This is a genomic window from Thainema salinarum CENA647 (assembly GCF_057732415.1).
In genome coordinates, this window is record NZ_JBYJZJ010000013.1 from 25,379 (window position 1) to 51,916 (window position 26,538).

Below are 26,538 nucleotides of genomic sequence, written 5' to 3' on the forward strand. Positions count from 1 at the left end.
TGCGGATCACCTGAACGGCTTCGATAAACTGACGCGCGGTTCTAGTTCCAACTTATTTTGTGTCAGCGTTCCTGAGCAATGGTCTTCTGCCATTCAACGATGAGGCAATCAGCCAATTGCGAACCCAGTTGTCGTGATAGCGGAAGCCGTTGAGTTGCTCAAAGGGGCATAAGCACCCGCCCATTGCTTTGCGAGTCTTGCGACAAAAGGGATGGAAGTTCCAGAGTAAGGCCATCGAGCGCACCGACTGTTCCGCCGAGTCCCAGAATCCATGAAAATCTTGCATGGCATACAAGATGCGGTCAAGATAGTTCATCGGACGGTCAACCTGATTGCTGGTGCGATAGGCGTCAGGGAAGTCAAAGGCGCGTTGGAAGACGTGAGATTTGTCGTTGAGGCGTCGCAAGCGAGCGTCAATGGCCTGGGGCAACGCGTGGGTGTTCACCCACTCCAGCAACCGACGCAACCGTTGAGCAAAGTGACGTTTGCTCTGGCCCCGATACAGATGCCAAAGCTTGTCGGCTAGTTGCTGACCCAGGACTGGTTTAGAGCGGCACCCATCGCGAATTTTAATCACCTCATGCAGGAAGCACAGAATCCAGACCAGGCCAGGGAATAGCTCCTCCCAAGCGGCTCGGGTGGCCTCCCAACCATCAGTCGTCACCGTCTCGGGCGCATAGTCGGGAACATGATGGGCAGCTTCCTGCTGGAATACCCCATAGGCTGCGGTTAATCCATCCTGACCCGCATTGGCACTGAGACTGGCTCCCAGGACGCACCCTTGCGCCGCTGTCACTGCCAGATAGACTCGCTGCCCGTGCCAATCACAATGCTTCTCATCGGCAACTAGATGGGGGGGAGCGCCGTTTCCCTTTTGAGGGTACTGCCCACAATCGAGGCTCGACCGAACGACTGACAGAGCCGATACCAGTGCATCTCAGAACGGCCCAGCACATAGGCAATCCCCTCATACGACAGGCCATGCTTTCTTAAATAGAGCGCTTTGTCGGCCATCTCCGCCGTCTCGCTCATGTACGGCATCACCAAATCGGGACGCAGTTGATAAGCCTCTCCGGTACTCGGCAGCAAAATCCGCCGGGTCTTGAGCTGTTGACGAGAGGACTCGACCCATCCGTGAAAGCGATAGCCTGCCTCAATCCCGTCGGGAAACAGTTCCGGGTGGGATGCGATCTGCTCGTTGAGATACTGGCGAAAGGCTTCCCGGTCTTCTACTAAGACCTCGTAGTCAAGGTCGTCTGCAATGGGCAGACAAATCGTTTTATCGCCTGCTGTGCCACGCTTGCGTCGTTGCTGAGCCATCGGCTTTGGCCTGCTGAACTCTCTGCCTCAATTCTACTCAACACAAACTTGGGTGGAACTAGACTTATTTATGTGTCTTATTCAGTCTTTGGTTGCCCCAAAGCTAGCTGCACCGTCATGGTTTTAACTCGTTCTGTTAGCCAGCGCTGAAATAGCCGATTTTCTAGATCTTTTTTCACGGCTCCCTCCAGAATGGCTGACTTAATGTGTTCAACTCGGAAGATGCACCAGCGATTATTTGCGATCGCAACTGGGCCAATCCATTGACCAATAGTTGCTGTATTGACCTGCTGTTCTAAACCATCGGGTAGCTGTTGTCTTCGAGTTGGGCCACGCAGTACCGATAAGTTAGAATCGTTGGCTTGAGAGGCTTGCACTAACTGATCGAAATTGGCAGTACCTGTCGTCAACTGTTGATGGCAGGTCTCTGCTTCAGCTTGATTAGCGGTAATCAAACAAGATAAATCAATGACATCTAAGTTTTGTTGCTGTTCAGTAAAATAAGTCTCTAAATCAGGTTCAGCAATTTTTGTTTTTAATTGATCAAGCTTAAGATTCAGTAATACTGACCGTTGAAACGATTCATAATTCATGCCCTGCTGCGCCAGCCATTTTTGAAAGGCTGCCATATCAGTGAGCTGTCGCTGGAGGCGGAAATCAATAATCGCTTGTTCAAACTGAGAAGCACTGACCTCTAAATCCTGGCGGGCTTGAATTTCCTGATAAATAACGTGCTGCCCAACAATTTCTTGCAGAAACGGCAGCAGCTTGCCCGACACCTGGAGGTACTGGAGTACCTGTCCAAGCGATAGGGTTTGGTCATCGATGTTGAGAAACGGTAGATTCTGAAGGTCAGACATGGTGGAGGAAGTCGGCATTTTGGATGTCCCAATACTGTTAGGCCGCAACAATCCGTAAATTTACGCAAATTGATAGCTACCTCCTCATACACCTGTCTTTCATCAAGTCAGGATGGATTTAAAGAATTTGCACGAAATTTAAAAGTGGAATTTTCGCCTCATCTCTTGCTTGTCTGGTCGGATAAGCTGCGAAAATTAGAAACCGCAAGGCTTTTGGCGGCATGTTTTTTATCAAGATACGTGCGATCGCAGTTTCAAAAACAAGTAAATCTCGCGGGGCGCTCAAATTCCTATCCCCGCCGCAAGCGGACGGGGCATTACGGAATTTGCCCTTCGGGACGCACTCCCGCGCTACCACTAACGTGGCAAGCCACGGGGAATTAGACCCACAGAGATTAAACTCAATGGATTGTAAAGTTAAGGTGTTACCGTGTTTGTTATGTTTCGCAATATACTCGATGTTATCTTGTGTGAAGATACGGTTACTTTTGATAAAGCCAACCGCTGAATAATCGCGTCACCCTCGGCATGACAACGTAGGTAATCAGAACGACCATGATGCCAGAGCTAATCAGCGATGCTAACCAGAATGGCAGCGCTTGTTGAAGAAATGGTGCGATTGTCCAGCCTAAGAGATTGAGCAAAGCATAGACCACAAGCCAGGTCAGCAGCGCCGTTTTATAGCGAGGTGGCGTTTTCAGCACCTGACCGGGAATGGAGAACCAGGCTTCAATGCCGCTGATCTGCTGGATCTGAGGATCTGACTCGACTAGGGGCTTGGCCTTGGCTACCCAATATTTGCGATCGCGGGAGGTCATCCAGTCTTTGAGATGGTCGTAACAGTCAAAGCGGAAGACAACGACGTATTCTGGCCGAATGCCCGGTTGCGGTCGAATCACGTTGGCTCCCATGTGTCCTGGATAAGCACTAGAGACTTTAGTGATGCCGCTGATCCAAGCTTCGTACTCTGCTTCCCGTCCAGGTTTTACCCGTTGAGCTATCACCACAGTCACGGGATCAGTCAGTTGATTAATCATTGCTGCTGTACCAGTTCTCCGAATTAGCATTACAGATGAGGCGAGTGCTGAACCGTATTGCCTCGCTTCTGACTCTTCACGCCTCATGCCAAAAAATATCCACGTTTACCCACTTCAATCCGCACAATATTGGCTGGCACGACGCCTCCAGGTGGTGGCAAAAACATGCCTCCGTTGGTGACAACATAAACGCTAGTTGCATCTTCAGCGCTGCGTCCAAAGGCAACAGCAGTGCTGCCAATTACGCCCTGCTCGGCTTGGGCAATGGTTGCGGTTGCTCCAGTTGGGCTGATGCGAAGAACACTGTTGTAAATATGAGTTGCGGCATAGAGATTGCCCTCCGTATCAAAGGCGAAGTCGTCAATATTCGTAGGCGTAACGAAAACAACAGGTTCTTCTGGCTGATTGTCGGCTGTAATCGGAATCTTCAGCAGCAGCATTTTCTCGGTATTTGACACATAGAGCGTATCGCCGAATCGCTTGATGCCATTGGCCGCAGGAAACGGATTGTCTGGGCTGCTGCGAGCTAGGAGGGGATGCTCCAGCCAAATCGAAACCTGACGAGTGGCCCAGTCGAACTGCCAAATACATCCTTTATAGGAATCTGCGGTGACGTATTGTTCAGCAGTTAAAGGCGTAATACCGTTGAGAAACATGGCTTCCGGCAGTGCAGCTAGCTGCTCAACTAACCCATCTAGACCGATGTACAAAATTACCGACTGCCCTGCGGCATCCCAGCCTGTCACAATCAGACCACCATCGGGAGCAAGGGCAATTCCGGTTACCTTGCCATCAGTGCTAGCTAAGATACTCTGTACGCCTGCTGGTGAAACTTGTAGGATTTGCCCCGCTTCATGGCTGGTAATAAATAAAGTGCCGTCAGCAGCTACAGCGAGGTTTTCTAAGAAGGTATTGGCTGGAAACGAGGCAACAATTTGATGCGTTGCTAGCTCAACGGGCGTCATAGCGTAGATGGGAGGCAAGCCTGCGGTTTGAGTCATGGGTTTACAGCTACTGATAGCTGTTAGCAATCTGTTATTCGCTAAGAATCATGCCTGGTTCAGGAGATTGTCTGCATTCCTGATAACAATCATTTGGAAATTTTTTGGAAGTTAAGTAGATGGTCAAAAGTAAAGGACGCTGTAGAGTGTGTTGAGCGCAGCGAAACGCACCATTAACAGAAAGTGCGATCGCACTTTCTATTGCATATGTTCAGCTCACCGGACGCCGCAACTACACGAAGATGTCGCCAATTGTTCGCGCATTTTATCCGGAAAGTCCCGATTTACTGTCGATCCAGAAGCGGTAAAAGTCCCGAAATATGCTGCGGTCATTATGTTCTACGGCATGTTTTTAGGTACGTTTACAGGTCGGGCATTGAAGCACTTTATTGGCAATCCGGATCAGGGACAAATTGTTGATTACTTTAATGCGCGAAAGGTAATCAATGGTTTGGATAAGGCGCGTCAAATTGAGGGCTGTGCCAAAGAGTTTGAGCAAGCTTTGTTTAAAGCTAGAGCATCGGTAATCGATTTTGCTCAAGGAGCATAAACATCACAATCCTTTAAAGGCTGAAGAGGCACTCTTGCCGTATGGCAGAGCGCCCCTTCAGCTTTTGAATTGAAGTTATCGCTCTTCAATGACTCTAGGCAGAGGAAATATTTTGTAGGATTGTAGTTGGAACTCCCCGAAATTGATTCATGAGCCGGATGAGCATCTGAAAACCTCGCGCCAGTTCGGGAATCGGAAACACGTCCAGCCAAGGTTGTAAACGATTTGAACTCACCCAAGGCAAGAGAATTAACCGTAGGTTATTGAGCCAGTTCTTCCATCCGTTGCCCATATTCCAATCTGAATGCTGCGTGAACGAAGACACCACAATCGAGTCATCCTGTTCCGGTGGAATCGCCCCCTGAGGACGCATCGGGGGGGTGTTTAAGGTGACCATCAAATAGGCACTCATCACGACTTCCCACCACTTTTCAATTACAGCATAGTCGGTGACGCGAAAGTCCGCCCAGCCCAGTTCATTTTTGCTTTGCTTGAGACCATATTCCACCCAATTTCTTAGACCATAGAGGTCTCCAACCTGGTGGTAAGAAATGTCCTTAACCCACGTCATCACCATCCAGGTTGACGCGCTAGGTAACGTTTGTGGATCCGTTGTCAATTCCCAGTAGCGCTGGGAACGACGTTGGCCATAAATAATCTCTCGAATGAAGCGAGTTTCACAACGACCATCACTCAATGTTCGCTGATACTGACGCCAGCGATTGCTTCTGACCCGTTGCTCTTTGGGCAAGAGCACCGCATGGTTTGAGCGAATAGCCAACACATACGGGAGCTCTAATTGATGTAATGTCCGCACAAAGCTGCTGCCGCTTTCTCCATAGGCACTATCGGCCAAAACAAGTTCAAACTGAAATCCCAATTCACAGAGTTCTTGAACCATTGCTGCCGCAATTTCGGGTTTGGTGTGATGAGAGTCTCCTGCTTTTAATCGCTCTTTCGGCTTGTAAATTCTAAAACTTAACGGGAAGGTCAAATTGTCAATTACCCCATAAGCATCCACCGAAACAATGCCGTTTTCGATCTTACCTAAGTTGCCGATGTACTGTCGTTTCACATAGTCGGTGGTCTGTCCCTTTTTGCGGTCGCCCGTTTCATCAATGACTAGGATCAATTTTTGTCCCCCTAAGAGACCTAAAATCAGCTCAATGCGTCGTTGCCTGAGGTCTTTAGCCTGCCAAGGTGAGCTGACTAAAAACTGTTGTAATGACTGAGCATTGGGTAGTCCTGTAACCTTAGCAATGGTTGGTAGCGACTTACGCTTGACTTCCGATATCATCCCGACATGCAGATGCTTAAAGGCTTCAAAGCTTCTGACTTCTGCAAACAAGTCTTGGTAATAGTCACAATATTCATCGATGAACCGGACGGTTGGCTTGGCTTGTCGGGGAGCTACCATTGATTCTCTCTACCATTCAGCCCTTTTACTCTAATTTATCTCTGCCTAGAGTCATTGAAGAGCGTTATAGCGGTGTGCAGATTGATTAAGCACAGTAGCACCCGTAGGTGAACCAGTGACGCACATCTTCTAAGGTGATCAGAGAAAGCCCCTGAGCGATCGCCTCATGCAAGGCTTGCGGAGTTCGTGCCTCAACGGCTCTCAAATACCCTTTCAACTTTGACCACAGGTTTTCAATCGGATTGAAATCTGGGGAATAAGGAGCCAGATAAATCACTCGTGCCCCCACGGCCTCAATGGCTTGCCTGACGCCGTCCACTTTATGGGCAGGCAAATTATCCATCACCACGACCGCTCCCGGCCATAGGAGTGGACAGAGAAGCGTTTCGATGAACCACAAAAACACATCGCCTGTCGTGCCACCCGTAAAGCTGAGGCCCTCAAGGAACCCAGCCTTGAGGCTCATGGCACCGAGGATCGTGAGGTTTTTGCCACGGCCTTTCGGTTGCTGGGCATAGGCCCGTTGACCTCGTTGAGCGCGCGCATACAGCAACACCATGGCCAAGTTAACTCCCGTTTCGTCAAGAAACACCAAATCTTCGACGGCTACATTCCGAATGCTTTGCCAGTAGTCATAGCGTTGCTGCTGTTTTGCTTCGCTATAGACCTCACTGGCCTTGAGACTTTTTTTTTCGCGTGATGCCCAGTTTGCTGAGGGTGCGACTGATGGTGCTACCGCTCACCTGGATGCCGGTTCGGGCGGCTAAGCGCTCAGCCAGTTGGGCCAACGTGGCATCATTATCCGCTTCTACTAGCTCCCGTAACACCTCATGGTGACTGGCTTGAAGCGTGGGTTGAGGGCCCGCCGACATAGGGTTTGGGGGCGATGCTTCCGGTAGCTCGATACTGTTTCACAAGCAGACGGACGCTATCTTGACTCACTTGAAAGCGCTTGGCTAATTGTCGAATGGATCCTTCACCTTGCTCGTAAAGGGTGACGATACGGTGACGTAAATCAGCGGAGTGGGGACGCATAGGCATGACCAAAGCAGTACAAACGAGCGTACTGCATAATTTTGCAAACCGCTATATATGTTTCTTCAAAATTGGGCTACAGAACAAGGGGCTTAAGCCCCTTGTCTACCGAGATTATGTGTAGTTTTAATTTGGCGAATCAGTATTACCCAATCCGCTTCACATTATCAGGGAAGAAAGCAACACCAATGTTTTTCACTTTGGCCCAGCCTGTTGTGGGTCGCAGATAGAGATCCGGCGGAATAAACATGCCTTCACCATCGGGGCCAGTGGGCGTAAACTGCCGTCCTTGCTCCACCAGTTCAGCCATGACTGCATCGCGTTCCGCTTGGGACGGATACACCTTGCTCAGAGCAGGAATGACCGCACCTTCAACATACTGATCAAATGCGGCTGCTACCTGGGGGCTGACTCCGGCCAGTTCCTTAAACTTCTTAGCCGCTTCCTTGAAGGCATGGATCTGCACCTGGGCAACCTTGGCATTGTATTCCTTGCCCGCTGCTAGTTCATCTCCGGTCAAGCCAGCTAGATCCCGGCGTGGATAGGTATCGCGGATAGAAGCGTAGGCGATGTCGGTAAAGTCATAGTACATGAACGCTAAGCCTGTACCGGATTGGTCGGCATTGGGACAGCGTTCGGTAATTGGCTTGAGGTCAACGCTCTCATCGACCATCGTCAAGGGGATGTACTTTGCGTTGGGATTGCCGTTGTTCTGTAGAACTGCGCCGGATTCAATCTTCTCGCGCACGACTTCGTACAGATTCGGATAGCGGTCTGCGCCAAGGCGCTGCTGAAGCTGATTAATGTAGGCTTTGTTGAGGATGGTGTTGGTGCCGATGTTGATGCCAGCACTGACCAGTTCAGCACAATAAGCTGTGTTCTCGCTGCGCTTCAGCCATTCAATTGCCGCTTCATCACCGTAAACTGCCAGAATCAGCTTTTCACCCGCCTGCTTGATTTTGTCTACGTTGTGGATACCGAGCGGGTCTTGACCGTTGAAATTTTCTTCCGCAAATGGGATATAGCTATTTGCGATCGCAGTCATGGTCAGGATGTTCTTGCAGTAGGCTTGCTTTTCCGCGTCACTCAGTTCGGCGGGAAACTCGATTTTTTCAAAGAAGAAGCTGCCGTAGCCAGAGTTATTAAAGCCACCACTGAAATAGCCCTGCGGATTGTTAATCGTCATCACGCCCGCTTTGCCGTCTTTCTCAACACCGACCGCTAGACCTGCGTGACCGATGTTGCGCTTGTGGGGAATTTCGTTCTCATGCAGATCGGGATAGTAGCCGCAAACTGCGATCGCAATGTCACCGGGACGGATGAGGCGAGCTAGGTCAGTTTGCACAAACGGATCGCCGCTAATTTTGACCTGGAACAGCTTGATCTCAGCATCGGGACTGGATAGAACCGGATAACCGACAACTTCGCTGCTGTCCGGCAGTTTCGTCACAATAGCAAGGGCATCCTGAACCGTTGGATATTCTGGCGTTGCGTCCCATTCATAGCGTGATGCAACTTCAGTCATCCTGGTATGCGAACCAGAACTGGGACGAGCTGGAGACTCGGCGGGAGCTGATGGAGTGGTATTCGTGCCCTGAGCCGGGGAAACGGGGGTTTGAGCGTTGTCAGTAGTATTGTTTGGTGCGTTGTCTGAGGCCGATGCGGATTTTTGGGGGCTTACCATAAGATCTGAATCCCGATGAGAAGGACAAGTAATATTAAGTCCGTGTACAAGAACCCAATTTATTTTTTGATTTAGTTTTTTGTGAAAGACGGGCTGAGCTAGCCTTTTACAAAAAATAAACCATTGGGTTTTAACCGGACTTTGTACAATTTGAGCCGATTGCTTTCCGTATGTGTTTACGCTATCGCAACCACTCTAGTTCTTTCTTCGAGGTGAACGGGGGAATTTCCGGCAACCGGGATTGAAAATCACCCACCAAGGGCAAGATTGTGTCTTAATTCATCGCTAGCGATCGCACATCTGTTGACGATGTCAGTGGCGATGTCAGTGACGATGCTAGGATTTGCGATCGCAGTAAAATTAGTGGTTTCGGGCGATCAGCAAATGCGCTATTGAATGAGATATTGAACAAGTTATTGCTTGACTCGCTTCACAAAACTACATTGTCACACTGCATCAAAGTGCATCGTGATTTTGCACTGAGAGGTAAGAACGCTAGTCCGCAAAATGCAACTGTGATTCCCCTTAGCTAAAACTCGGCAGTCAGCTTATCAATTATCAGCTTCTAATTATTTGTCATTCACCACTCTCAATTTGCGAGGTAAATCATGAAATCTCAATTTCTGGTTGCAGCTCTGTTAGGTTTTTCGTTTGCTGTTAGTGGCTGTACGTCACTGTCCCAGCCAGGGGGATCTGCAGGTGATGTCCAGGCTGAAACGCAAACGGTAGAACCCGTTGCAATGGTTAGCCAAGACGGTTCAGTTCAAATCACGGTTTCGGATAGCTGGGAAACTGCTCAGCTCAACGACGGTGATGTTTCGCAGAACATGGTGCTGAAACTTCAGAATCGGCGGGGAGATCTGCAAATCGCGATTCAGGCATTTCCAAAAGTGAATGGCCTGGAACTGGTTGATCCTTCAGTGCTCAATGGAGGAGTCGTCAGTGCAGCGAAAGCCATGACTGGCAGCGAAGGCACCGTGAACCCTACCAGCTTGACGGCTATCAGCGGCCTGACTGCTGTTCAGTATGAAGGCCGAGGCAAATTTTCTGGCTATCCCGTGGCTGTATTGGCAACTGGAGTAGACAGTCCTGATGCCTACTACAACATTTTGGTGGCAGGTCAGCAGTCTGAATTTGACGAGGCGCGAGCTGAAATTGATCAGATTGTGCAAAGCTCTCAGCCCGCTGCGCCAGAGCAGTCGTAGACAACGTTTGTTTGATGGCACAGCTTTAGCCCTTACTCCGAACTCCTCTTCCTCAGGCAAGGGGGCTCCCAGCTTTTACTTCCGTTGTCAATTCATAGAGGCATTTTGCTGCCGCAATGCGGGGCCAAAGTGCCTCTCTTTGCTATAGACGGTATAAATTAGGTGTTACTGATTTCGGGGATGAACAAGTGAAATGTTGAGCTCTTGCCGCCATTGTTCCAAGGGTTTTTCTCAGTCTTCTTCCTATTTTTGAGCAAAGAGTGGTTTAGCGGCTTTACCCATTTGTAATCCTTGTGCGCTCTCAAATCCACTCAAACTACAGCCCATCATGGTAAAACCAAAACTAAGAACAGTTGCCAGCAGAGCTTTCTGTCTATTCTGTACAGTGGAGAGTTTAGGAACTAAGTGCAATGGCACATGAGGTTATTCCCAGTCAAACTTTTCGACTCCCACGATTCTGGCGTGATCCATAAAATAAGAGTGGAAACAACGTGAGATGCCATTATTACTAAGTTTAGTAAATCACAAAGAATCTTTGAAAGCCTTGCCTAGCAGTCATCTCACAAAATGGAGGAAACTCTTGAAAGCCCTATTGAATAAGCTCTCTGGGAGCTGAGCTACTTATTCAGCCTTGGCCATCTTCAAGGCAATTGGAGAATGAAGTTGGCTGATACCAATCCGCCATGAAGATGAGCATAACTTAAAGCCTGGAAAGCTTGTGATTCAATGCTTTCAGCTCATGAAAATGCTTGGCTTCATATTGTTTTGGTATGAAATGCCTATTCTTCCGTTAGTTTGTGATCTACTGAAGTTAGAAGATCAGATGATGCATAGCCAGCGTTTACGTTTTCAACTCGCAGCAGCACAGACTAGATTAACTTGCGCTATCCAGACACAGTGCTTTGGTGTTGAGTTGACTTCGCTCAAGAGACACAAATGGGAAAATTTAGGACAAAATTGTACCGTCTTCGTCTAAAGATGTGATGATTGGCTAGCTAGGTGAGAAGGTTCAGGCACCATTGGAGAAGGGGAAAGCGGATGCGGCAGTGATTGAGTTATTTGCTAATCACTTTGGGATTGACAAAAACTAAAGTGAAATCGCCAGCAGTCATTCATTGCCCACCAAAGTGCTGCTGAAGGTTTATCGGATGAACAGGTTGTAAATGCACTTAATTTCTAAGAGTATTTAGTCTAAAACCTTGTTTGTGATGAACTGCGAATAATCTGAGGGCACTCTAAGTGTGTAAACTCTAAGTGCTAATAAAAGAGGCAAGATATGACATCTCCTAGGCTGGTAGCGAAGATTGAGTCCGAAGAACCTACACTTCGCTTAGCCGTTTTAATCGACGCTGATAATGCTCAAGCTGCTGTAATTGAAGGACTTCTTGCTGAAATTGCACGTTTTGGGGAAGCAACTGTTAAACGCATATATGGGGATTTCACCACTCAAGCAAGTTCATCTTGGAAAAAAGTGTTACAGAAACATGCAATTAAGCCTGTCCAACAGTTTGCGTATACTACTGGAAAGAATGCAACAGATAGCACACTAATTATTGATGCTATGGATTTGTTATATACACGAAAATTTGATGGATTTTGTTTAGTTACAAGCGATAGTGACTTCACTGGTCTCGCGATGCGTATTAGAGAAGAAGGTCTCACTATACTAGGATTTGGAGAACAAAAAACGCCGGAATCTTTCAGGAATGCTTGCCATAAATTTATTTTTACAGAATTGCTACGCCCTTCAGCTTGCGAAAATTTACATATTTCAGAAAAAACAAATGAGCTACAGAATTCTTTAATCCACTCTTCTCAGAACAACTCTTCTAGTTCACAAATAGCTTTCCCAAAACAGTTTGTTTTGGATGCTTTGGAGCAGTCAGGTGATGATGATGGATGGGCAAATCTTGGAACTTTTGGTAGCTATTTAAATAAGCTTCAACCTGATTTTGATTCTCGTACTTATGGATTCAAAAAGCTTTCTCTTTTAGTAAAGGAGATGAAAGATATTTTTGAGGTCAAAGAAGTGAATAAAGTACTGTATGTTCGAGCTAAAAAATAAAACAAATAATTTGTACATTGTTTTCTTAGACACATTTAAAAAAAGATGAGAGTAGGCAGATCACTCCACGATGGAAATCTGCCTACTTTGAAGTTTAGCGCAACTTGTGACTGTTACAAGCGAGATAAAAGCTCCTGTTTCTTCGTCAAAAACTCTTCTTCAGTTAAAATGCCTTGATCTCGCAACTGACCGAGTTTGGCCAGCGCTTGATAAATATCGGCAGCCTGATCGCCCTGTTCGTTCTCTAGATCAGACACATAGCTCTTGCCGCGCTCAAATGCCGATTCATACGCCGACTGCACCTGTTCTTCCACAAAGTTGCTGAGCGAACCACCGCTGGAAAAGTGGCTGATGGCGACCTGGCCAACCGCATAGGTAGAGGCTCCAGATGTAATGGCCATCGAGGCTCCACCGATCAAGGTGCCAACGCCCGGAATCGCCTTGATGAAGCTTGCACCAATGCGAGCCAGCGTCGTACCCGTGAGGGCAGAGACAAAGGCTTTACCCATACTGCGGTTGTAGTTGACGCCGTAAAGCTGGGCAAGCTGCTGAAGCATTTCCAGTTGAATGGCGGTGACAGCGGCAAAATCAACCAGCGGAATCGGGATCAGTCCACCACCCATTGCCCACAGCACATGGGAACGAATAATCGCGTCGGCTTGAGATCGTTGGCTCATCGGTATCACCGGATAAAGAATAGTGAGAGAATTGCGGCCTGTGTTTAAACTACCCACAAACTAAATCCATCTTGCACAAGTCCTTAAATACCAGTTTTATACATCAGCGCTACAAATGAGTTTAGGGCTGAGGGCTGAGAACTGAGGACTGAGTGCTAAAAATTAATCTATAGCCACAGTTTAGAAAAACGGTATCGGCTCAGACTTTTCATGTGCAAGAAGGATAGGTGTCCTTATCCTTCTACAAGCTGATGAAATACAGATTCGCAAAGGTTTAGAGAAATTCCAAAAACTGCGATCGCTTATAGTGCCCAATTGCTCAAGTGACCGTTGTTTACAGTGTCCAATCATTGGGAAAATCACCGGATGCTTGATTCGGCAGATCAAAGCACTGTTGTGGTGTGCTGGCTAAGTTGTTGACAGCTTGATAAGCCCAATCGGTGGGATACACATCGGAAAAGGCTGAGGCAAATTGGCCTGGAGGACAGGTGACTCGGCTGGGATTAACGGTCGGTTCAGATCGTTGGGATGTAGTGTCAGGAGTGGTGGTTTCAGTTGATTCGGCTGAATGAAATACCCCGCCGCAAGCGGACGGGGTATCAGAATCAAAAAAGAGCAAGTTGATTATCCCGATGCAATTTGAGGTAATCTTTGCCTTGGGCTTGAACATATTTGGCGATCATTCCTTCATCCCCGTGGCGGCCTACTGTACTCGCAAAATATCCATCACTCCAAAACTCGCCTCCCCAAAGTTTCTGCTTCACTTGAGGGCATCGTTTGAAGACTTCTCGTGCAGTTAAACTTTTCAGCATCGTTACCAGTTTGGTCACACTATAGGTCGGCACGGACTGCACTAGAAAATGGACATGGTCTTTGTCCACTCCAATTTCGACAAACTTCACCTCGTAGCGTTTCTCGATTTCGAGGCAGACCTCTCGCAGAACCGCATCTACTTGCTCATCAAACACAACCCGTCGATACTTTGCTGGAAACACTAAGTGGTATAGCAAAACTGTTACGTTATGACTCTTGTGGATGTACTCACTCATTCTTAGATCTTACGCCGCAGAGCGGCGGGGAATGGACCCCAAGAGATTCAACGGTTATCGTTTCGACAGGTTGATTGGATGATGCAGATGGTGCAGGCAGTTCAGATGGTGCAGGTGCGATCGCACTTGCCAACACGGACGCAATGAGAAGATCCATAGTCACCGCTTTTATAACGTTTAGGTATTACAGACATGCTACTCAATCATTTGTTCCGCTGTCAGTGCAGCCCTCAACATGAGATGCGTTATGTATTTCAGCGATCAGCGTTTCGGCTACTTCGCAAGTTACAGGGGCGTTGAATAAATAGCCTTGGCCCATGTCGCAGCCAAATGATTTGAGCTGCTGGAGCTGTTCTGGTGTTTCGATCCCTTCTGCAATCGCTTTTAGACCAAGCTGGCGCGACAGTCGAACAATCGTTTTGGCAATGCTGAGATTGCGCTGACTCTTGAATAGATTGCTGACAAACGAGCGGTCAATCTTGAGATTATCAACCGACAGAGAATGCAGATAGCTCAAAGACGAAAACCCAGTACCAAAATCATCAATACTAATTTGAATCGCAAGGCTGTTCAGCGTTTGCAGTCGCTGGTTAATCGCTTTAATGTCTTCCATAAACATGCTTTCGGTGATTTCCAAGGCTAGACAGCGTCCCGCTAGCCCCGTTTCCTGCAAAATCTGCTCTACTTGAGCCACCAGTTCGGGTTCCTTGAGCTGCTTCATCGACAGATTGACGCTGATCTTGAGGTCTGCCGCTGCCGGAAACTGGGCCTGCCACTGCGCCATTTGACGACAGGCTTCCCGTAAAACCCAGGCTCCGAGTTGCACAATTAGACCCGTATCTTCGGCAATCGGGATAAAGTCGACTGGGGAAATAAACCCTTTTTTGGGATGCTGCCAGCGAACGAGTGCCTCAAAGCCAGCTAGCTTGCCAGTCGAAAGGGTCATAATGGGCTGATAGCGGAGTGTAAATTCCTCTCGCTCTAACGCCTGCCGTAGCTCATGCTCCAATTCCAGCCGCTGGAGTGCTTGCCCATACATTTCCTGATTGAAAATGGCGTAGCGCGATCCGCCTGGATGCTTGGCTGAATACATAGCGATATCGGCATTCCGGAGCAGGTCAAGTCCGTCTGTATGTTCAGCCGTGCCCAAGACAATGCCCACGCTCGCGCCAATCACCACATTTTGCTGAGCCAGCGGTATCGCCGTTTTGAATTCAGTCACAATTTGCTCAGCCGCTTGCACTGCCGTCTTCAAGCCCTCAATGTCTTCCAGCAGCAGGACAAATTCATCGCTACCAATCCGTGCCGACAAATCAATGTCGCGCGTCATCTGCTCTAGCTTCTGGGCCACAATCCGCAATAGCTGATCACCCATCGAATGGCCCAAGCTGTCGTTGATAATCTTGAACCGATCTAAATCAACGAACAGCACCGCAAAGTAAAAATCGGCATGGCGCTTTGCCCGCTCAATGGCCAGATCCAGCCGCTCTAGCAGCAAAGCTCGATTCGGCAGTCCGGTCAGGCTGTCGTGGGTGGCACCGTGCTCAAGCTGCTGCTGGGCCAAAACTTTGTCGGTGATGTTGCGGGAACTGGTTTGGATGTAGGCCGGAGCATTGGCAGAAGCTGGAATGACCTTAATCAAGGTTTCTAGCCAGATATAGCTGCCGTCCTTTTGGCGGCATCGATAAACCAGAGGATCGGAACGATCGCCGCTGGCCGAGTGCTTGAGCTGTAGCCGCACCAATGCGCGATCATCAGGATGGCAGTAGCGATAGGGATGACTGCTAATCAGCTCACCCGGCTCAAATCCAAGGAGGGACTGACAGGACGGGCTGAGATAGAGAAATCGACCGGATACATCGTGCAGACAGACTAAGTCTTTGACGTTTTCGGCCAGTAAGCGAAAGCGAGTTTCGCTTTCTTGAAGAGCAATTTGGGAATATCGCCGCTCCAATTCAGCCGTTGCTCGGTTGGCAAAAATCTGCAAAATCGTCATGTCAGTCAGCGCGATCGCACAATGGCTTTTTACTAATTGCGCTGAGTGTTCCTAACACGTCTCCGGCAGCGTTGATCAGGGCTACCCCCGCGTAGCTTTCGGCTTCTAGCTGCGGCAGGTAAAGATTATCCGCAAACACCTGGGATACCTGATGATTACAGCAGTATCTGCCCTCTCGCAGCACAACCGCACAGGGCGTGTTATCGGGACGATAGGCAATATTGGGTCGGAGCCGCCCTTGCGCCCAAAACGCGATGGTCTGTAATCGTTCTCCAGCTTGCTCAGAGTCTGATGGTTGAGATCTAGATGGCTCAGCTCCAATCCGCTCGGCCACAAAGACGTAATCGGCATCCAAGGCAACCGCTAAATACTGCACCAGCTTTTCAAAAAATGCTCGGCCCGTGACGGCTGCTGTGCCCTCCATCAGGCTTTGCAGCATCTCATGCGAGCGTTTCAGATCGGTAATGTCTCGCTTGATCACGACATAGCGATACACCCTTCCCGTCTCATCTCGAATTGGGAAAGAGCGATCCCAAATCCAGCGGACGCTACCATTGACATCGACAGTTCGATACTCCTCATTGATAAACGAAATACCTTGAACCTCAAGGTCAATCTTTTGCGCCACCCAGTCTCGATCATTGGGATGCACATACTGTAGCCACGTGTCTGGAGTTGTGTAGTCTGTATCTGGATCGCTATACAGCCGCTTATACCCTGCATTGCAAAAAATCATTTTGCCAGTGTTGATCTCGCGCAGCAGCAGGGGATCTTCGATGCCGTCCACAATTTGCTGGAGCTGTTTGCGATCGCGCTGTAGAGACTGTTCCGTCTGCCGCAGGGTTTCGAGCTGGGCTTCCAGATTGGCATTGGCGATTTGGAGTTCTTGTTCTTGATTGAGGAGATTCGTCAGCAGTTGATTTAACGCGCGGGATAAGCGAGTAATTTCGCTCCGTCCGCTCGTTTTGGGCAGTTTGGCTTGACGGTTGCCTGCTCGGATTTGATCGGCTGCGATCGCAATCTTCAGCAGTGGTTTGGTGATCAGACTAGCCGCCAACCAGCCAATGACCGCAAAGCCACTACCCAGCACCACGCCACCAATCAGAATTTGCCAATACAGCGTCCGAGCCGGACTAAATGCGATGGCTGCAGGCTCATACACTAAAATCGTCCAGCCCAAGCCAGAATAGGTCAGGTATCCCTGGCTCTCAACAAAACCAACCAGATAGGTGTTGCCATCTGGCCAGCGTTCAACCGTGTAGCCCGAATCTGCAACACCCGCTAGACGCAGGCTTTCCAGTTCCAGCGTTTGTCCTTGCCACCGCTCCGACCCAAGTAACACCGTGCCAAACTGATCGACAACCAAAATGTCCTTGTCTTCAGCATCTGGCATATTGAGCAGCGTCGTCTTCACGTCTTCAGCCCAAGCCCAGCTCAGGTGAGCCCCCAGTACGCCCTGAAAGTTGCCGTCAGCATCGCGCACCGGGCTGGCCACATCAACAAATCGCAGCGGAGTCTCGGTGGGATTGGGCAGCAGTTCCGCCAGCAGTACGGCTTCATGCACATCCCCCACAAACGGCTGTTCCTGAGCTTGCACAAACCAATCTCTCTGGGCAACGCTAACGCCTTCTAGAATTCCTTGCGTGCTGGCTTGTACAGTACCCTGCTGATCTGCAAAGCCAATCCAGGCATAGATTGAATAAGTACGCTGCAACGTATCAAGAATAGCCTGTATCTCGGCATCGGGAGTTTGCGGATTACGAAACGGTTCTAATCCTGCAATAATCTGAATTTCGCGATATCGCTCAAATAGATTCTGATCTAAACTACCTGCCATCTGCTGAGCAATTTGGGTCAAATCCTGACCAATATCCTGCTTGATTTGCTCTTCAGCTAAGTTGCCGGAGATCCGACCTAAGATGGCGGACAGCAGGATAGTAATACTGCCAAACGCGATTCCAAGACGAACACCCAGACTGGCACCCGTCCAAGCTGTAACAAGTCGATTCATAAGGACGTAGAAATGAGCGGCGAGAAGCTATGGACGATAGAAGGAATTTGCACTAACGGAACACACATAGCGCATCTCAATTGGTCTGATTAAACCGCACTCAAAACTCTAGCCCTACTCGTAGCTGCGTCGCGCAAATTAATCTCTCAAGAGACAATTTCGCCGACAAAAGCGCTCTTTTGCTGTTTGGGCAACGTACGAGACTAGCTACCAAGATAATTGGTTTTGAAAGATATGTAAACTTACGCGAATTCTCAGGATTCACCTTTGGGGAACATCGATATGTTTAAGCTAATTTTGAACGTATCATTTAGCAGAGATTGACAATCAAAAACGAATTTAATAGATCTCTAAAACGCGAGTAGAATTAATGTCTCCTATAGCTTCACCAAGATATAAAACAACGTTTTTTCTACTCATCTTGTAATATGAGTTTCATCATCGAGATCCAAAGTCATATTTCCGTGAAAAGCTTATGTCAATCGCCTTCTAGCGATCTTGACTCTAAAACCTGGCAGTCAGATTAAATTACAATTTTCAAGATCAAGTTTATACTTAATCACCTTATTTCTTTGTATATTTTTTTTACCAAAAGTTTCTTGAAGAGAAAAATACCTTTTAAGGTAGTAGATTAATAAATATTAATTGTTATTCAAAAGATCTTTTAAGAAGTAGGAAACTAATAATACCCATATCTTGTAGGATGCATTACGGCTAATGCATCCTACGGTGGCTGAAAATTATTCAATCCTGCATTTCGATCAGCTCTTGAAACGACATCAGCGCTTGCTTAAGCTGATCGCCTGCAACCCAGGCAAAATCGTCGTGCCCAGCCTCTGCAATCCAGAGAAAAGCTTTGGGCTGTGGAGCCGATTCATAGAGCGTTTGACCATGCTTAAAGGGGATGGTTTGATCGACCTCTCCGTGCATAATCAGAACGGGCTGATCAACGTCATCCAACTTGCGCAGATTGGCAAACTTATCGAATGGCAGTAGAGGAAAAGGTACAACAACGCGAAACGCCGAAGTAAAGGTACTTTCTAGGATTAATCCGGCTGTGGGATATCGAGTCGCGAGTTCCGTTGCTGACCCACCACCCACAGAGCGACCGTAGACGATAATTTGCTCCGATGGAATGTTGAGTTGTTGCGTCAGGTAGGTGTAAGCAGCATCCGCATCCTGATAGGCGCGACGCTCATCGGGTTTGCCATCACTGGTGCCATATCCCCGATAGTCGTAGGCAAAGACGCTGAAGCCCCAGCTATGCAGTTGATCGAGAATGGGACGAATGTGGCCCAAGTCTTCCGCGTTGCCGTGAATATAGAGCAGCGTATAGGTGGCTTGTGCGTTTGGTAAATAAACTGCCGAAATCTCTTCTGTCTCATTGACAGGGACTTTCAGAATCTCTTCCGTATCCGAGTAGCTGGCGGGCTGGGGCAGAAAAATCATGCTGTCGGCCCGAAAATAGACGTAAAGCGCAAAAAACGTGTAGATGAACAACGGCGATCGCACCCATCGCTTCCAGGTGAATTCGCCAATCAGCACTTTTCGGAGCGTTGCCCGATTGATATTCATATGGGTTTACCAATGTTTGGCTTTATATCGTGAATTGCAGAGCCAACAATCCCAGAATTCCCGCCAGGACAATGTAATACAACGTAGGCAACAACAGCCGCCGAATCAGTAAGCCTTCGCGACCGATCAGGCCAACCGTTGCCTCTGCCGCCACGATATTGGAGACACAGATGATGTTGCCTGCCGATGCTCCAACGCACTGTAGTCCCAGCACAACGGCAGTGGACACGCCAATCTGGAGCGCTACTCCAAACTGAAACAGGGAAAACATCAGGTTGCTGACAGTGACGCTGCCCGCAACGAAGGAACCTACTAAGCCAACACAGGGAGCAAACAGCGGCCAGAGCTGACCCGCTAATGCAGCCATGCCGTCTGCGAGAGTCAAGGGCATACTGACTAAGCCCGACTCATTCACGCCTGTATTGATGAAGACTCGCGCCATCAGCACTGCGGCTCCCAAAGCCAAGGTCGTCTTTTGCAGCATCGGTACCGCTAGCCCCACGGCTCGCTGCATTGAGGCTGGCTTCATCCGGTGGATGAAAAAGGTAATTGCCACTACGATCAGAAACACAGTTGGCGGCAGATAGAGCGGCCTAGTGGAAACTGTCACGTCCGTGCCTAGAACGTTGCTCCAGCTCAGTGTGGCAGCTCGGAGCCAGTCTCGAATGGGCAAAAATTCAAACCGAGTCAACATCAAAATTGCGCCAAGCAAGATGTAGGGCAACCAGGCCAGTAGAGCAGGCATCGTTTGAGGTCGGCGTTCGGATGTGGGAGCTAGCTGAAACCGGACATCACAGCTCGATTGAGATGTTTCTGCTGATTGTTGATTTAACAGTTTATGAGGTTGTTCATTGGGTAATTCTGCTTGATTCGACCAGCTATCTGACCATTGATCGGGCGGTGGAAAATCCCAGGTTTGCTTGGGCACAAGAAACCCCCGCTTGGCGCTGGGAATGACGATGCCGAGTCCAACCAGACCACCAATCAGAGTCGGGAATTCCGGCCCCAGGAAGACCGCCGTCAGCGTGTAGGGAATCGTAAACGCCAGCCCCGCAAACAGGGCAAATTTCCAGGCGGCTAAACCGTCTCGCCAAGACTGCCGTACCCCAAATCCTGCCGTAATCACCATGACTAGCACCAGGGGCAAAAAGGTGCCGATGATGCCGTGAAACAGGCCAGCCCATTGGCTAATCGCCTCTAGATACTGCGGCTGAGTGAGTCCCAAATCGCCAAGCTGCTGCTCAACGGTGGGTACACCTTGTAATCCGGTATCAATACCAATAATGATCGGTGTGCCGACTGCGCCAAAGGTGGAGGGCGTACTTTGGATAATCAAAGCAGCCATCACAGCAGCCATTGCCAGAAAGCCAATCGCCACTAGCAGCGGCACGGTGATCACCGCAGGCGTCCCGAAGCCGGATGCGCCTTCGATAAAGCTGCCAAACAGCCAGGCAATGATTAATACCTGCACCCGCCGATCGCGGGAGATACCTAGCAGACTCTGGCGAATAGATGCGATCGCACCGGATTCTTGCAGCGTATTCAGCAGCAGGATAGCGCCAAACACAATGTAGAGAATTTCAGCGGCGGCCACTAATCCCTGAATACTGGCGGCGGCCACTTCGACAAGCGGAACTTGCCAGATCAGTAGCGCAATAACAACGGTTACCAAATAAGCAATGGGCATGGCTTGCCCCGCTGGTCGCCGCGCCACAACTAACAGCAAAAAGACCGTCGCAATGGGCAGCAGGGCAATCAGCGAGTAGAGGAGAAGTCCCATGAGACAACGTAAACGACGACATTTGACGACACAAGCAGTCTAGCCAATGCCATCGTTTTAGCGCCGTATCGTCTACGTTGCAAATCCACGTAAATCCGCGATCTCTGCCTGATCGGTGCGCAATTTGCGGTCACCATTCGCGCTAAATGCGATTAGTCCATACCAGACATGCAAAAATCGCATAATATCGGCTATTTTGTATCTATGTTAACCAAAATTAAGATCTGTTTTTCCTAACGTTAGGACTATGGCAAGCCATTCACCCACTGTCAGCATGTCCTGTTATTCAGCTTGGCTGCCGTGTCTGTATTTACATTTGAATGCATCTATGTTCAATACACTAGAGGTTGGATGAAAGGTTAGAATAGTGTGCTTGTTCGATCAGTCGCTTTAACGTGCGATGCGATCGCATCTAGTGCAACTCCGGCTTCAAAAACAACTTTCTTGATTATTCTGCAATTCGTAGGCCATTCGTATCCTGTATGAGTTCATCCACCCCCCTCGGCAAAGTTTACTTAGTTGGTGCTGGCCCTGGCGATCCAGGGTTATTCACCTTGAAGGGCAAAACGCTACTGGAGCATGCCGATGTCGTTGTCTACGATGCGCTGGTCAGCCCCGAAATTTTGGCGATGATTAACCCGAATGCCGAACAGATTCACGCAGGCAAGCGACGGGGTCGGCATTCTTTACCGCAAGCAACCACGACGCAAATCTTAATTGAAAAAGCTCAGTCCAATGCTATTGTCGTGCGGTTGAAGGGGGGCGATCCCTTTGTGTTTGGCCGGGGCGGCGAAGAAATGGAAGATTTGGTGCAGGCTGGAGTGCCCGTCGAAGTGGTACCAGGAATCACGGCTGGGATTGCAGCTCCTGCCTATATCGGCATTCCCGTAACCCATCGTTCCTACAGTTCTTCCGTTACCTTTGTCACTGGGCATGAGTCCGCTGGTAAATATCGTCCACAAGTCAACTGGAGTGCGATCGCACATGGTTCGGAAACGATTGTGGTCTACATGGGCGTCCACAATCTGCCCCACATCACTGAGGAGCTGATTAACGCTGGCCTCGCCACCGATACGCCAATTGCGCTAATTCGCTGGGGCACCCGTCCCGATCAGCAGGAGCTACGGGGCACGCTTGGCTCAATCGTGCAGCAGGTAGAGGAAACTGGGTTTGAAGCACCAGCCGTAGCGGTGATTGGTGCAGTCGTCAAGGGAGCGCGTCATCGTTCAAAGAGAGAAAAATGAATATAGGGGAGTAGCCTATCGAAAATTCCCAAACATCAACTATCTTCCTCTGGAGCGTCTGCTGGGGTTTCCATTTGCTGAATTTGGTCTTGCAGCAGTTCTAACCGCCGCTGCTGGGATTGAATCGTATCATTTAGCGTAGCCAGCTCATCTGGAACCGTATCTCGCAAAGTTTTTAGCTGCTCCTGCTGGCGCTGTAGCTGAGTCTCAACTGTCTCCAACTGTTCTAGCAATTCGGCATTCGCTTCAGCCGCCTGCGTCGTCTCTCGCTGGACAATCTGCTCCTGCACCAGTAAGCGGTAAGCAAACCATCCGGTAATCCCGATCGCCAGCACAACCGAAATCACGAGCCCAGTAATCAGCGTTTGCACTAACCCCCGCATTTGATTAGTGCGCTTCTGGAGTTCCTCCACACTAAGCTTGAGATTGTGCTGCTGCTCTTGGAGGCTGATCAGGATATCGTCTCGGTTTTGGGCATTGGGCTGATTGAAACTGGGTTCAGACGGAGGTGGAGTATTCATGATCGTCAGCAAACAGCGATGGTTGGGATTTATACTGGGCACTCATACTAGGTACTAATATGAAATCCGGTTGAAACCCCATCATTCATTTTCCGCAAAATGCTTGCTCCACAAGCATTTTGCGGAAAATGAATGGGTTCTTATACACGGATTTGATATCACATTAGGCATCAAAGCGTCATGGGGGAATCAATGTAGACGGTCGGTTCTGGAACCACAAAGTTCAGGTTTTGAGCCGCTAACTTTTGCGCAATCGCAGAATTTGCCAACTCAAGGAGTCGTTTTCGCAATTCTAAAGAATTCTGGGACGGGCTGGAAATAAAGAAAAACACCCGCGCCCGCGTTGCCGGATTTTCCACATCATCAGTCGTGCCATATTGAACTCGCGTACTGGTCTTATCAAACCCCCAGAACAGTCGGCTTTCCTGCTCAATCGTCCGCGTCACCAATGCCTGCTCATCAAGCCGCAGCGGCCTGGAAAAGTCGAGACACAACATGGCCATCGTCTTTTTACCGCGACTGACATTTTCGATGTTTTTACTAGCCATTGTCGAATTCGGCACAATCATCATCGTATTTTGGGCCACAATCCGAATTTTGGTGGAGCGTAAACCGATGGCTTCCACTAAACCATAGACATCTTCACCATAGGGATTGAAGTTGACGCGAATATACTCACCGGAGACATATGGACGATCCAGATACAGTTCCAATGTGCCAAACAGTCGCTCAAGGGTTTGCTGAGCCGCAAATACGATCGCAACGCCGCTCAGACCAACGCTCGCGGCCAGCGCAACCAGATTGACCCGTAGACCGATCGCAAAAATGATGATCGCCAACACAACAATCAGCACATAGACAAGAGTCTCAACAATCAAGACGACTTCATTGACTTCCCCAAACCAGCGATTGACCAGGCTGATCACCGCTTGATGGATAAACTGCCGAGCCAGCCTCAACGCGAACCAAGCCAGACCGATAGATAGCGTGGTGTAAACAAAAACGCCCAAAAAACTATAGAGGTCTTCATACTGGATGAGCAGATTAAGGGCAACAGCAATGAATAAAAACGCCCCAATCAGCGTAAGGGATGTTCGATAGGTGCGAATTAGCTTTTCATAAGCGATGTGACTATCGATAAGGTTGCGGCGTTCCAGCAGCTTCAGGCCCCGCTTGATTAGATTAAGCAGCCATCGACCAACGAAGGGAGAGATGGCGACAGCCAATGAAAACAACCCTAGCCTTGCCATCAGCTCCAAGACATAGTTCAGGATTTCCGGGTCGAGCTGCACCATTGCTTATCTATCGCGCCGAGCCTAAACATTCATCGGTTGATTGACGTCAATACTGCTTTCTTTAAGGTCAAAACTAACGTCGTACATCTGTCAGCTGCTTCATAATATTCTCCCGCGCCATTTCCAACAATCCTTTGCGTAGTTCCATTGACGTTGCGGTCGCGCCCAGAATAAAAAAGATCACCTGAGCCTGAACGTACGGTTGCCCCGATGGGCTACTGAGGGTTTCAAGATTGACCTGGGTTCAGCTGATGGTCGATGCCCAAAATATCGCGCGTGCTGTTCCAGACGGCAGTTGCTCAATTAAAGACCTTTTTGTTCTTCACTCGACATCGATCGGAAAAACGTCAGCGTCACCATAGAAATCACCCGCTGGGCGTTGGTTAAGTTCTCAATACTAACCTGAGCCAGGTTACTGTCGGGTACGACCATCAGTGTATTTTTACCAGACAAGCGAATTTTGGTTGCGATCGCCAGCCCGTAGACTCCGCTTTTACCCAGTGTCCGATCCGGCAGATGGATATGATCGCCAACGGTAAAGGGCCGATCAATATACAGCACGATGCTCCAGAGGATTTGCTCAATAATTTTCTGCGATCCAAATGCAGATCGCAAAGCCACCGACTCCCAGACTGGCAAATAATCCCACTAGGTTATATTGATGCGCCTGAGCAAAGCAGAACACCATCATCAGCACAATTACCGCTTTAGCAACGAACTTTCCTAGAGTCAGCAGTTCCGTGTTGATTTGGCTCCCGTCTTCTAGCGTTGCGCCCAACAGATAGGCATCGAATAATTTGTCAAACAGCTTGAATCCTAAAACAGCGGCACTGACGGCTAGCACAAAACTTAAGCCAATTTCCAGCCAAGCTAACCAGAGCGGAATTGGATAGGACAATACGACTAAATCGACCAGGGTGGTAATGACAACGATGGCTAACCAAATCCGATAGGGATACACAACTGTCCGAATCGCTTCTAACGGTTCCACTAGACCCCATTGCTGAGCGAGGGGCTGTGTCAGATGGAGCCACTTTGACCGCGATAGAGAAATGCTCCAAAGTACGGCGAGCAAGAGGATCAAACTCAGCAGCACCACCACAATGCTAATTAACACATCCGGTAAATCGAATGTCCAGACCAATGGCTTTTAGAAGACGTACTGATCATATTTCCCTCTTACGTGACTAACCGAGTTGCTGATGAATGCCTAGAAGTGCCCACGGAGACGCTCTAAAGCAACTCTAAAGCAACAGGATTGTGCTTGCCCTACAAATGCAATTATCCCCACTCCGCATCTGCAATCGCAGGCTACTGTGTCAGTGCGAAGTCAGTGCGGAATGAGCGCGGACTAGGATGTTATGGCGATCAGGTACACGAGTATGAATACAGATGCGAGATCGCACTTTATGAACCCATCAACACACTCAAACCCGTTGACGAGAATATTTGGATTGTAGACGGGCCAGTGGTCAGCATGGCCATGTACGGTACGACGATTCCCTTTTCCACCCGCATGACCATCGTGCGACTGGACAACAACGAGCTGTGGTGCCACTCTCCCACTGAACTGACGCCGGAGCTGAAGGCGCAGATCGACGCAATTGGTTCAGTCCGGCATCTGGTTTCGCCCCAATAAGATTCACTATGCCCACATTGGTGCGTGGGCAGAAGCCTATCCAAAAGCGACTGCTTGGGCATCAGCCTGGGGTGCGAGAGCGAGCTGCGCGGCAGAACATTGCCGTCTCGTTCGATGCTGACCTGACTGATGAACCGCCACCCCAGTGGGCTGAACAGCTCGACCAGCTTATCTTTCGCGGCAGTCGCTTTATGGATGAAGTCGTCTTTTTTCACCGTTCGAGCAACACGCTCATCCTGGCTGATTTGATTGAAAACTTTGAAGCCAGTAAAGTCGCTTACCCGTTTCGCTGGCTGATGAAGCTGTCAGGCAGCGTTGATCCAGACGGCAAAGCCCCAATTGATCTGCGTTTCACCTTCTGGGGCCGCAAGGCTCAAGCTCGTCAATGCTTGCAGCAAATCCTACAGTGGCAACCGGAAAGAGTGATCCTGGCTCACGGTCGCTGGTACGAGCAAAACGGCACGGCTGAACTGCGCCGTGCGTTTCGCTCGGCTTGCCTGAAACGCGCCCCGTTTCTCCTATCGCAGATAATCGCTTGACCTACAATAAAACTATCCAGAGATCTGCAGATCGCACA

The 26,538-nt window shown here is 49.1% G+C and carries 28 protein-coding genes and 1 pseudogene; 7 read left to right on the plus strand and 22 right to left on the minus strand.

Annotation, left to right across the window (positions count from 1 at the left end):
• Positions 1-52: 52 nt before the first annotated feature.
• The 5 genes from AC286M_RS01760 to AC286M_RS01780 all read right to left on the minus strand — a co-directional run bounded on the left by AC286M_RS01760 (position 53) and on the right by AC286M_RS01780 (position 4,218).
• A complete protein-coding gene (locus tag AC286M_RS01760; RefSeq protein ID WP_488202632.1) occupies positions 53-796 on the minus strand; it encodes a hypothetical protein in 744 nt (247 codons plus the stop codon).
• Between the two features lie 50 nt (positions 797-846).
• Positions 847-1,320: a hypothetical protein gene (locus AC286M_RS01765; RefSeq protein ID WP_488202633.1), complete on the minus strand. Its 474-nt coding sequence runs from the start codon at positions 1,318-1,320 to the stop codon at positions 847-849.
• A 77-nt stretch (positions 1,321-1,397) separates the two neighbouring features.
• Entirely contained in the window at positions 1,398-2,198 is an 801-nt protein-coding gene (locus AC286M_RS01770) for a peptidylprolyl isomerase (RefSeq protein WP_488202754.1), read from the minus strand.
• A 464-nt stretch (positions 2,199-2,662) separates the two neighbouring features.
• Positions 2,663-3,217 carry a putative antibiotic biosynthesis monooxygenase gene (locus tag AC286M_RS01775; protein ID WP_488202755.1) on the minus strand — a complete coding sequence of 185 codons (555 nt, stop codon included), beginning with the start codon at positions 3,215-3,217 and terminating at the stop codon, positions 2,663-2,665.
• Between the two features lie 83 nt (positions 3,218-3,300).
• Entirely contained in the window at positions 3,301-4,218 is a 918-nt protein-coding gene (locus AC286M_RS01780) for an SMP-30/gluconolactonase/LRE family protein (RefSeq protein ID WP_488202756.1), read from the minus strand.
• A gap of 151 nt (positions 4,219-4,369) precedes the next feature.
• Between AC286M_RS01780 and AC286M_RS01785 the strand changes: the two genes are divergently transcribed.
• Positions 4,370-4,768 carry a hypothetical protein gene (locus tag AC286M_RS01785; RefSeq protein ID WP_488202757.1) on the plus strand — a complete coding sequence of 133 codons (399 nt, stop codon included), beginning with the start codon at positions 4,370-4,372 and terminating at the stop codon, positions 4,766-4,768.
• A 94-nt stretch (positions 4,769-4,862) separates the two neighbouring features.
• Here AC286M_RS01785 and AC286M_RS01790 read toward each other — a convergent pair whose 3' ends face one another.
• The 5 genes and pseudogenes from AC286M_RS01790 to AC286M_RS01810 form a co-directional block, all read right to left on the minus strand.
• On the minus strand, positions 4,863-6,185 hold the full coding sequence (locus tag AC286M_RS01790) for an IS701 family transposase (protein ID WP_488202758.1): 1,323 nt from the start codon (positions 6,183-6,185) through the stop codon (positions 4,863-4,865).
• Between the two features lie 85 nt (positions 6,186-6,270).
• Positions 6,271-6,831: pseudogene (locus tag AC286M_RS01795) on the minus strand (IS630 family transposase); the annotation flags it as partial.
• A gap of 22 nt (positions 6,832-6,853) precedes the next feature.
• Positions 6,854-7,057: a winged helix-turn-helix domain-containing protein gene (locus AC286M_RS01800; protein WP_488202759.1), complete on the minus strand. Its 204-nt coding sequence runs from the start codon at positions 7,055-7,057 to the stop codon at positions 6,854-6,856.
• A complete protein-coding gene (locus AC286M_RS01805) occupies positions 7,014-7,226 on the minus strand; it encodes a helix-turn-helix domain-containing protein (RefSeq protein WP_488202760.1) in 213 nt (70 codons plus the stop codon). The genes AC286M_RS01800 and AC286M_RS01805 overlap by 44 nt, the downstream gene beginning before the upstream one ends.
• Positions 7,227-7,365: 139 nt before the next feature.
• Positions 7,366-8,904 (minus strand): hypothetical protein, encoded by a 1,539-nt coding sequence (locus AC286M_RS01810; RefSeq protein ID WP_488202597.1) that lies wholly within the window; start codon positions 8,902-8,904, stop codon positions 7,366-7,368.
• Between the two features lie 267 nt (positions 8,905-9,171).
• On the opposite strand from AC286M_RS01810, the gene AC286M_RS01815 reads away from it, so the two are divergent.
• From AC286M_RS01815 to AC286M_RS01825, 3 genes are all read left to right on the plus strand, one after another.
• Complete coding sequence (locus AC286M_RS01815) at positions 9,172-9,300, plus strand: hypothetical protein (protein ID WP_488202596.1); 129 nt, start codon at positions 9,172-9,174, stop codon at positions 9,298-9,300.
• 212 nt (positions 9,301-9,512) lie between these two features.
• Positions 9,513-10,109: a hypothetical protein gene (locus AC286M_RS01820; RefSeq protein ID WP_488202595.1), complete on the plus strand. Its 597-nt coding sequence runs from the start codon at positions 9,513-9,515 to the stop codon at positions 10,107-10,109.
• Between the two features lie 1,276 nt (positions 10,110-11,385).
• Positions 11,386-12,174 carry an NYN domain-containing protein gene (locus tag AC286M_RS01825; RefSeq protein ID WP_488202594.1) on the plus strand — a complete coding sequence of 263 codons (789 nt, stop codon included), beginning with the start codon at positions 11,386-11,388 and terminating at the stop codon, positions 12,172-12,174.
• A gap of 113 nt (positions 12,175-12,287) precedes the next feature.
• Here the strand turns inward: AC286M_RS01825 and AC286M_RS01830 are convergent, their stop codons facing one another.
• The 8 genes from AC286M_RS01830 to AC286M_RS01865 form a co-directional block, all read right to left on the minus strand.
• On the minus strand, positions 12,288-12,851 hold the full coding sequence (locus AC286M_RS01830) for a DUF697 domain-containing protein (protein WP_488202593.1): 564 nt from the start codon (positions 12,849-12,851) through the stop codon (positions 12,288-12,290).
• Between the two features lie 334 nt (positions 12,852-13,185).
• Positions 13,186-13,470, minus strand: coding sequence for a hypothetical protein (locus AC286M_RS01835; RefSeq protein WP_488202592.1), 285 nt, complete (start codon positions 13,468-13,470; stop codon positions 13,186-13,188).
• Entirely contained in the window at positions 13,457-13,900 is a 444-nt protein-coding gene (gene tnpA, locus AC286M_RS01840; RefSeq protein ID WP_488202591.1) for an IS200/IS605 family transposase, read from the minus strand. The genes AC286M_RS01835 and tnpA overlap by 14 nt, the downstream gene beginning before the upstream one ends.
• The gene (locus tag AC286M_RS01845) at positions 13,893-14,057 is read right to left on the minus strand and encodes a hypothetical protein (protein WP_488202761.1); all 165 of its coding nucleotides are present in this window, start codon (positions 14,055-14,057) and stop codon (positions 13,893-13,895) included. Before AC286M_RS01845 ends, tnpA begins: the two co-directional genes overlap by 8 nt.
• 42 nt (positions 14,058-14,099) lie before the next feature.
• Entirely contained in the window at positions 14,100-15,896 is a 1,797-nt protein-coding gene (locus AC286M_RS01850; RefSeq protein ID WP_488202762.1) for a putative bifunctional diguanylate cyclase/phosphodiesterase, read from the minus strand.
• 1 nt (position 15,897) lies between these two features.
• Positions 15,898-17,907, minus strand: coding sequence for a cache domain-containing protein (locus AC286M_RS01855; protein ID WP_488202763.1), 2,010 nt, complete (start codon positions 17,905-17,907; stop codon positions 15,898-15,900).
• Positions 17,908-18,651: 744 nt separating this feature from the next.
• The gene (locus tag AC286M_RS01860) at positions 18,652-19,482 is read right to left on the minus strand and encodes an alpha/beta hydrolase (protein ID WP_488202764.1); all 831 of its coding nucleotides are present in this window, start codon (positions 19,480-19,482) and stop codon (positions 18,652-18,654) included.
• A 22-nt stretch (positions 19,483-19,504) separates the two neighbouring features.
• Positions 19,505-21,262, minus strand: a complete 1,758-nt coding sequence (locus tag AC286M_RS01865) for an L-lactate permease (RefSeq protein ID WP_488202765.1) — start codon at positions 21,260-21,262, stop codon at positions 19,505-19,507.
• A gap of 482 nt (positions 21,263-21,744) precedes the next feature.
• On the opposite strand from AC286M_RS01865, the gene cobA reads away from it, so the two are divergent.
• Positions 21,745-22,506: a uroporphyrinogen-III C-methyltransferase gene (gene cobA, locus AC286M_RS01870; RefSeq protein ID WP_488202766.1), complete on the plus strand. Its 762-nt coding sequence runs from the start codon at positions 21,745-21,747 to the stop codon at positions 22,504-22,506.
• Between the two features lie 35 nt (positions 22,507-22,541).
• Here cobA and AC286M_RS01875 read toward each other — a convergent pair whose 3' ends face one another.
• From AC286M_RS01875 to AC286M_RS01890, 4 genes are all read right to left on the minus strand, one after another.
• Positions 22,542-23,027 carry a hypothetical protein gene (locus AC286M_RS01875; protein WP_488202585.1) on the minus strand — a complete coding sequence of 162 codons (486 nt, stop codon included), beginning with the start codon at positions 23,025-23,027 and terminating at the stop codon, positions 22,542-22,544.
• Positions 23,028-23,197: 170 nt separating this feature from the next.
• Positions 23,198-24,322, minus strand: coding sequence for a mechanosensitive ion channel family protein (locus tag AC286M_RS01880; protein WP_488202767.1), 1,125 nt, complete (start codon positions 24,320-24,322; stop codon positions 23,198-23,200).
• Between the two features lie 303 nt (positions 24,323-24,625).
• Complete coding sequence (locus AC286M_RS01885) at positions 24,626-24,937, minus strand: mechanosensitive ion channel domain-containing protein (protein WP_488202768.1); 312 nt, start codon at positions 24,935-24,937, stop codon at positions 24,626-24,628.
• A complete protein-coding gene (locus AC286M_RS01890) occupies positions 24,903-25,466 on the minus strand; it encodes a hypothetical protein (protein WP_488202769.1) in 564 nt (187 codons plus the stop codon). The genes AC286M_RS01885 and AC286M_RS01890 overlap by 35 nt, the downstream gene beginning before the upstream one ends.
• A gap of 120 nt (positions 25,467-25,586) precedes the next feature.
• On the opposite strand from AC286M_RS01890, the gene AC286M_RS01895 reads away from it, so the two are divergent.
• Positions 25,587-25,961: a hypothetical protein gene (locus tag AC286M_RS01895; RefSeq protein WP_488202770.1), complete on the plus strand. Its 375-nt coding sequence runs from the start codon at positions 25,587-25,589 to the stop codon at positions 25,959-25,961.
• An 8-nt stretch (positions 25,962-25,969) separates the two neighbouring features.
• Complete coding sequence (locus AC286M_RS01900; RefSeq protein WP_488202771.1) at positions 25,970-26,500, plus strand: hypothetical protein; 531 nt, start codon at positions 25,970-25,972, stop codon at positions 26,498-26,500.
• The last annotated feature ends 38 nt before the right edge of the window (positions 26,501-26,538 follow it).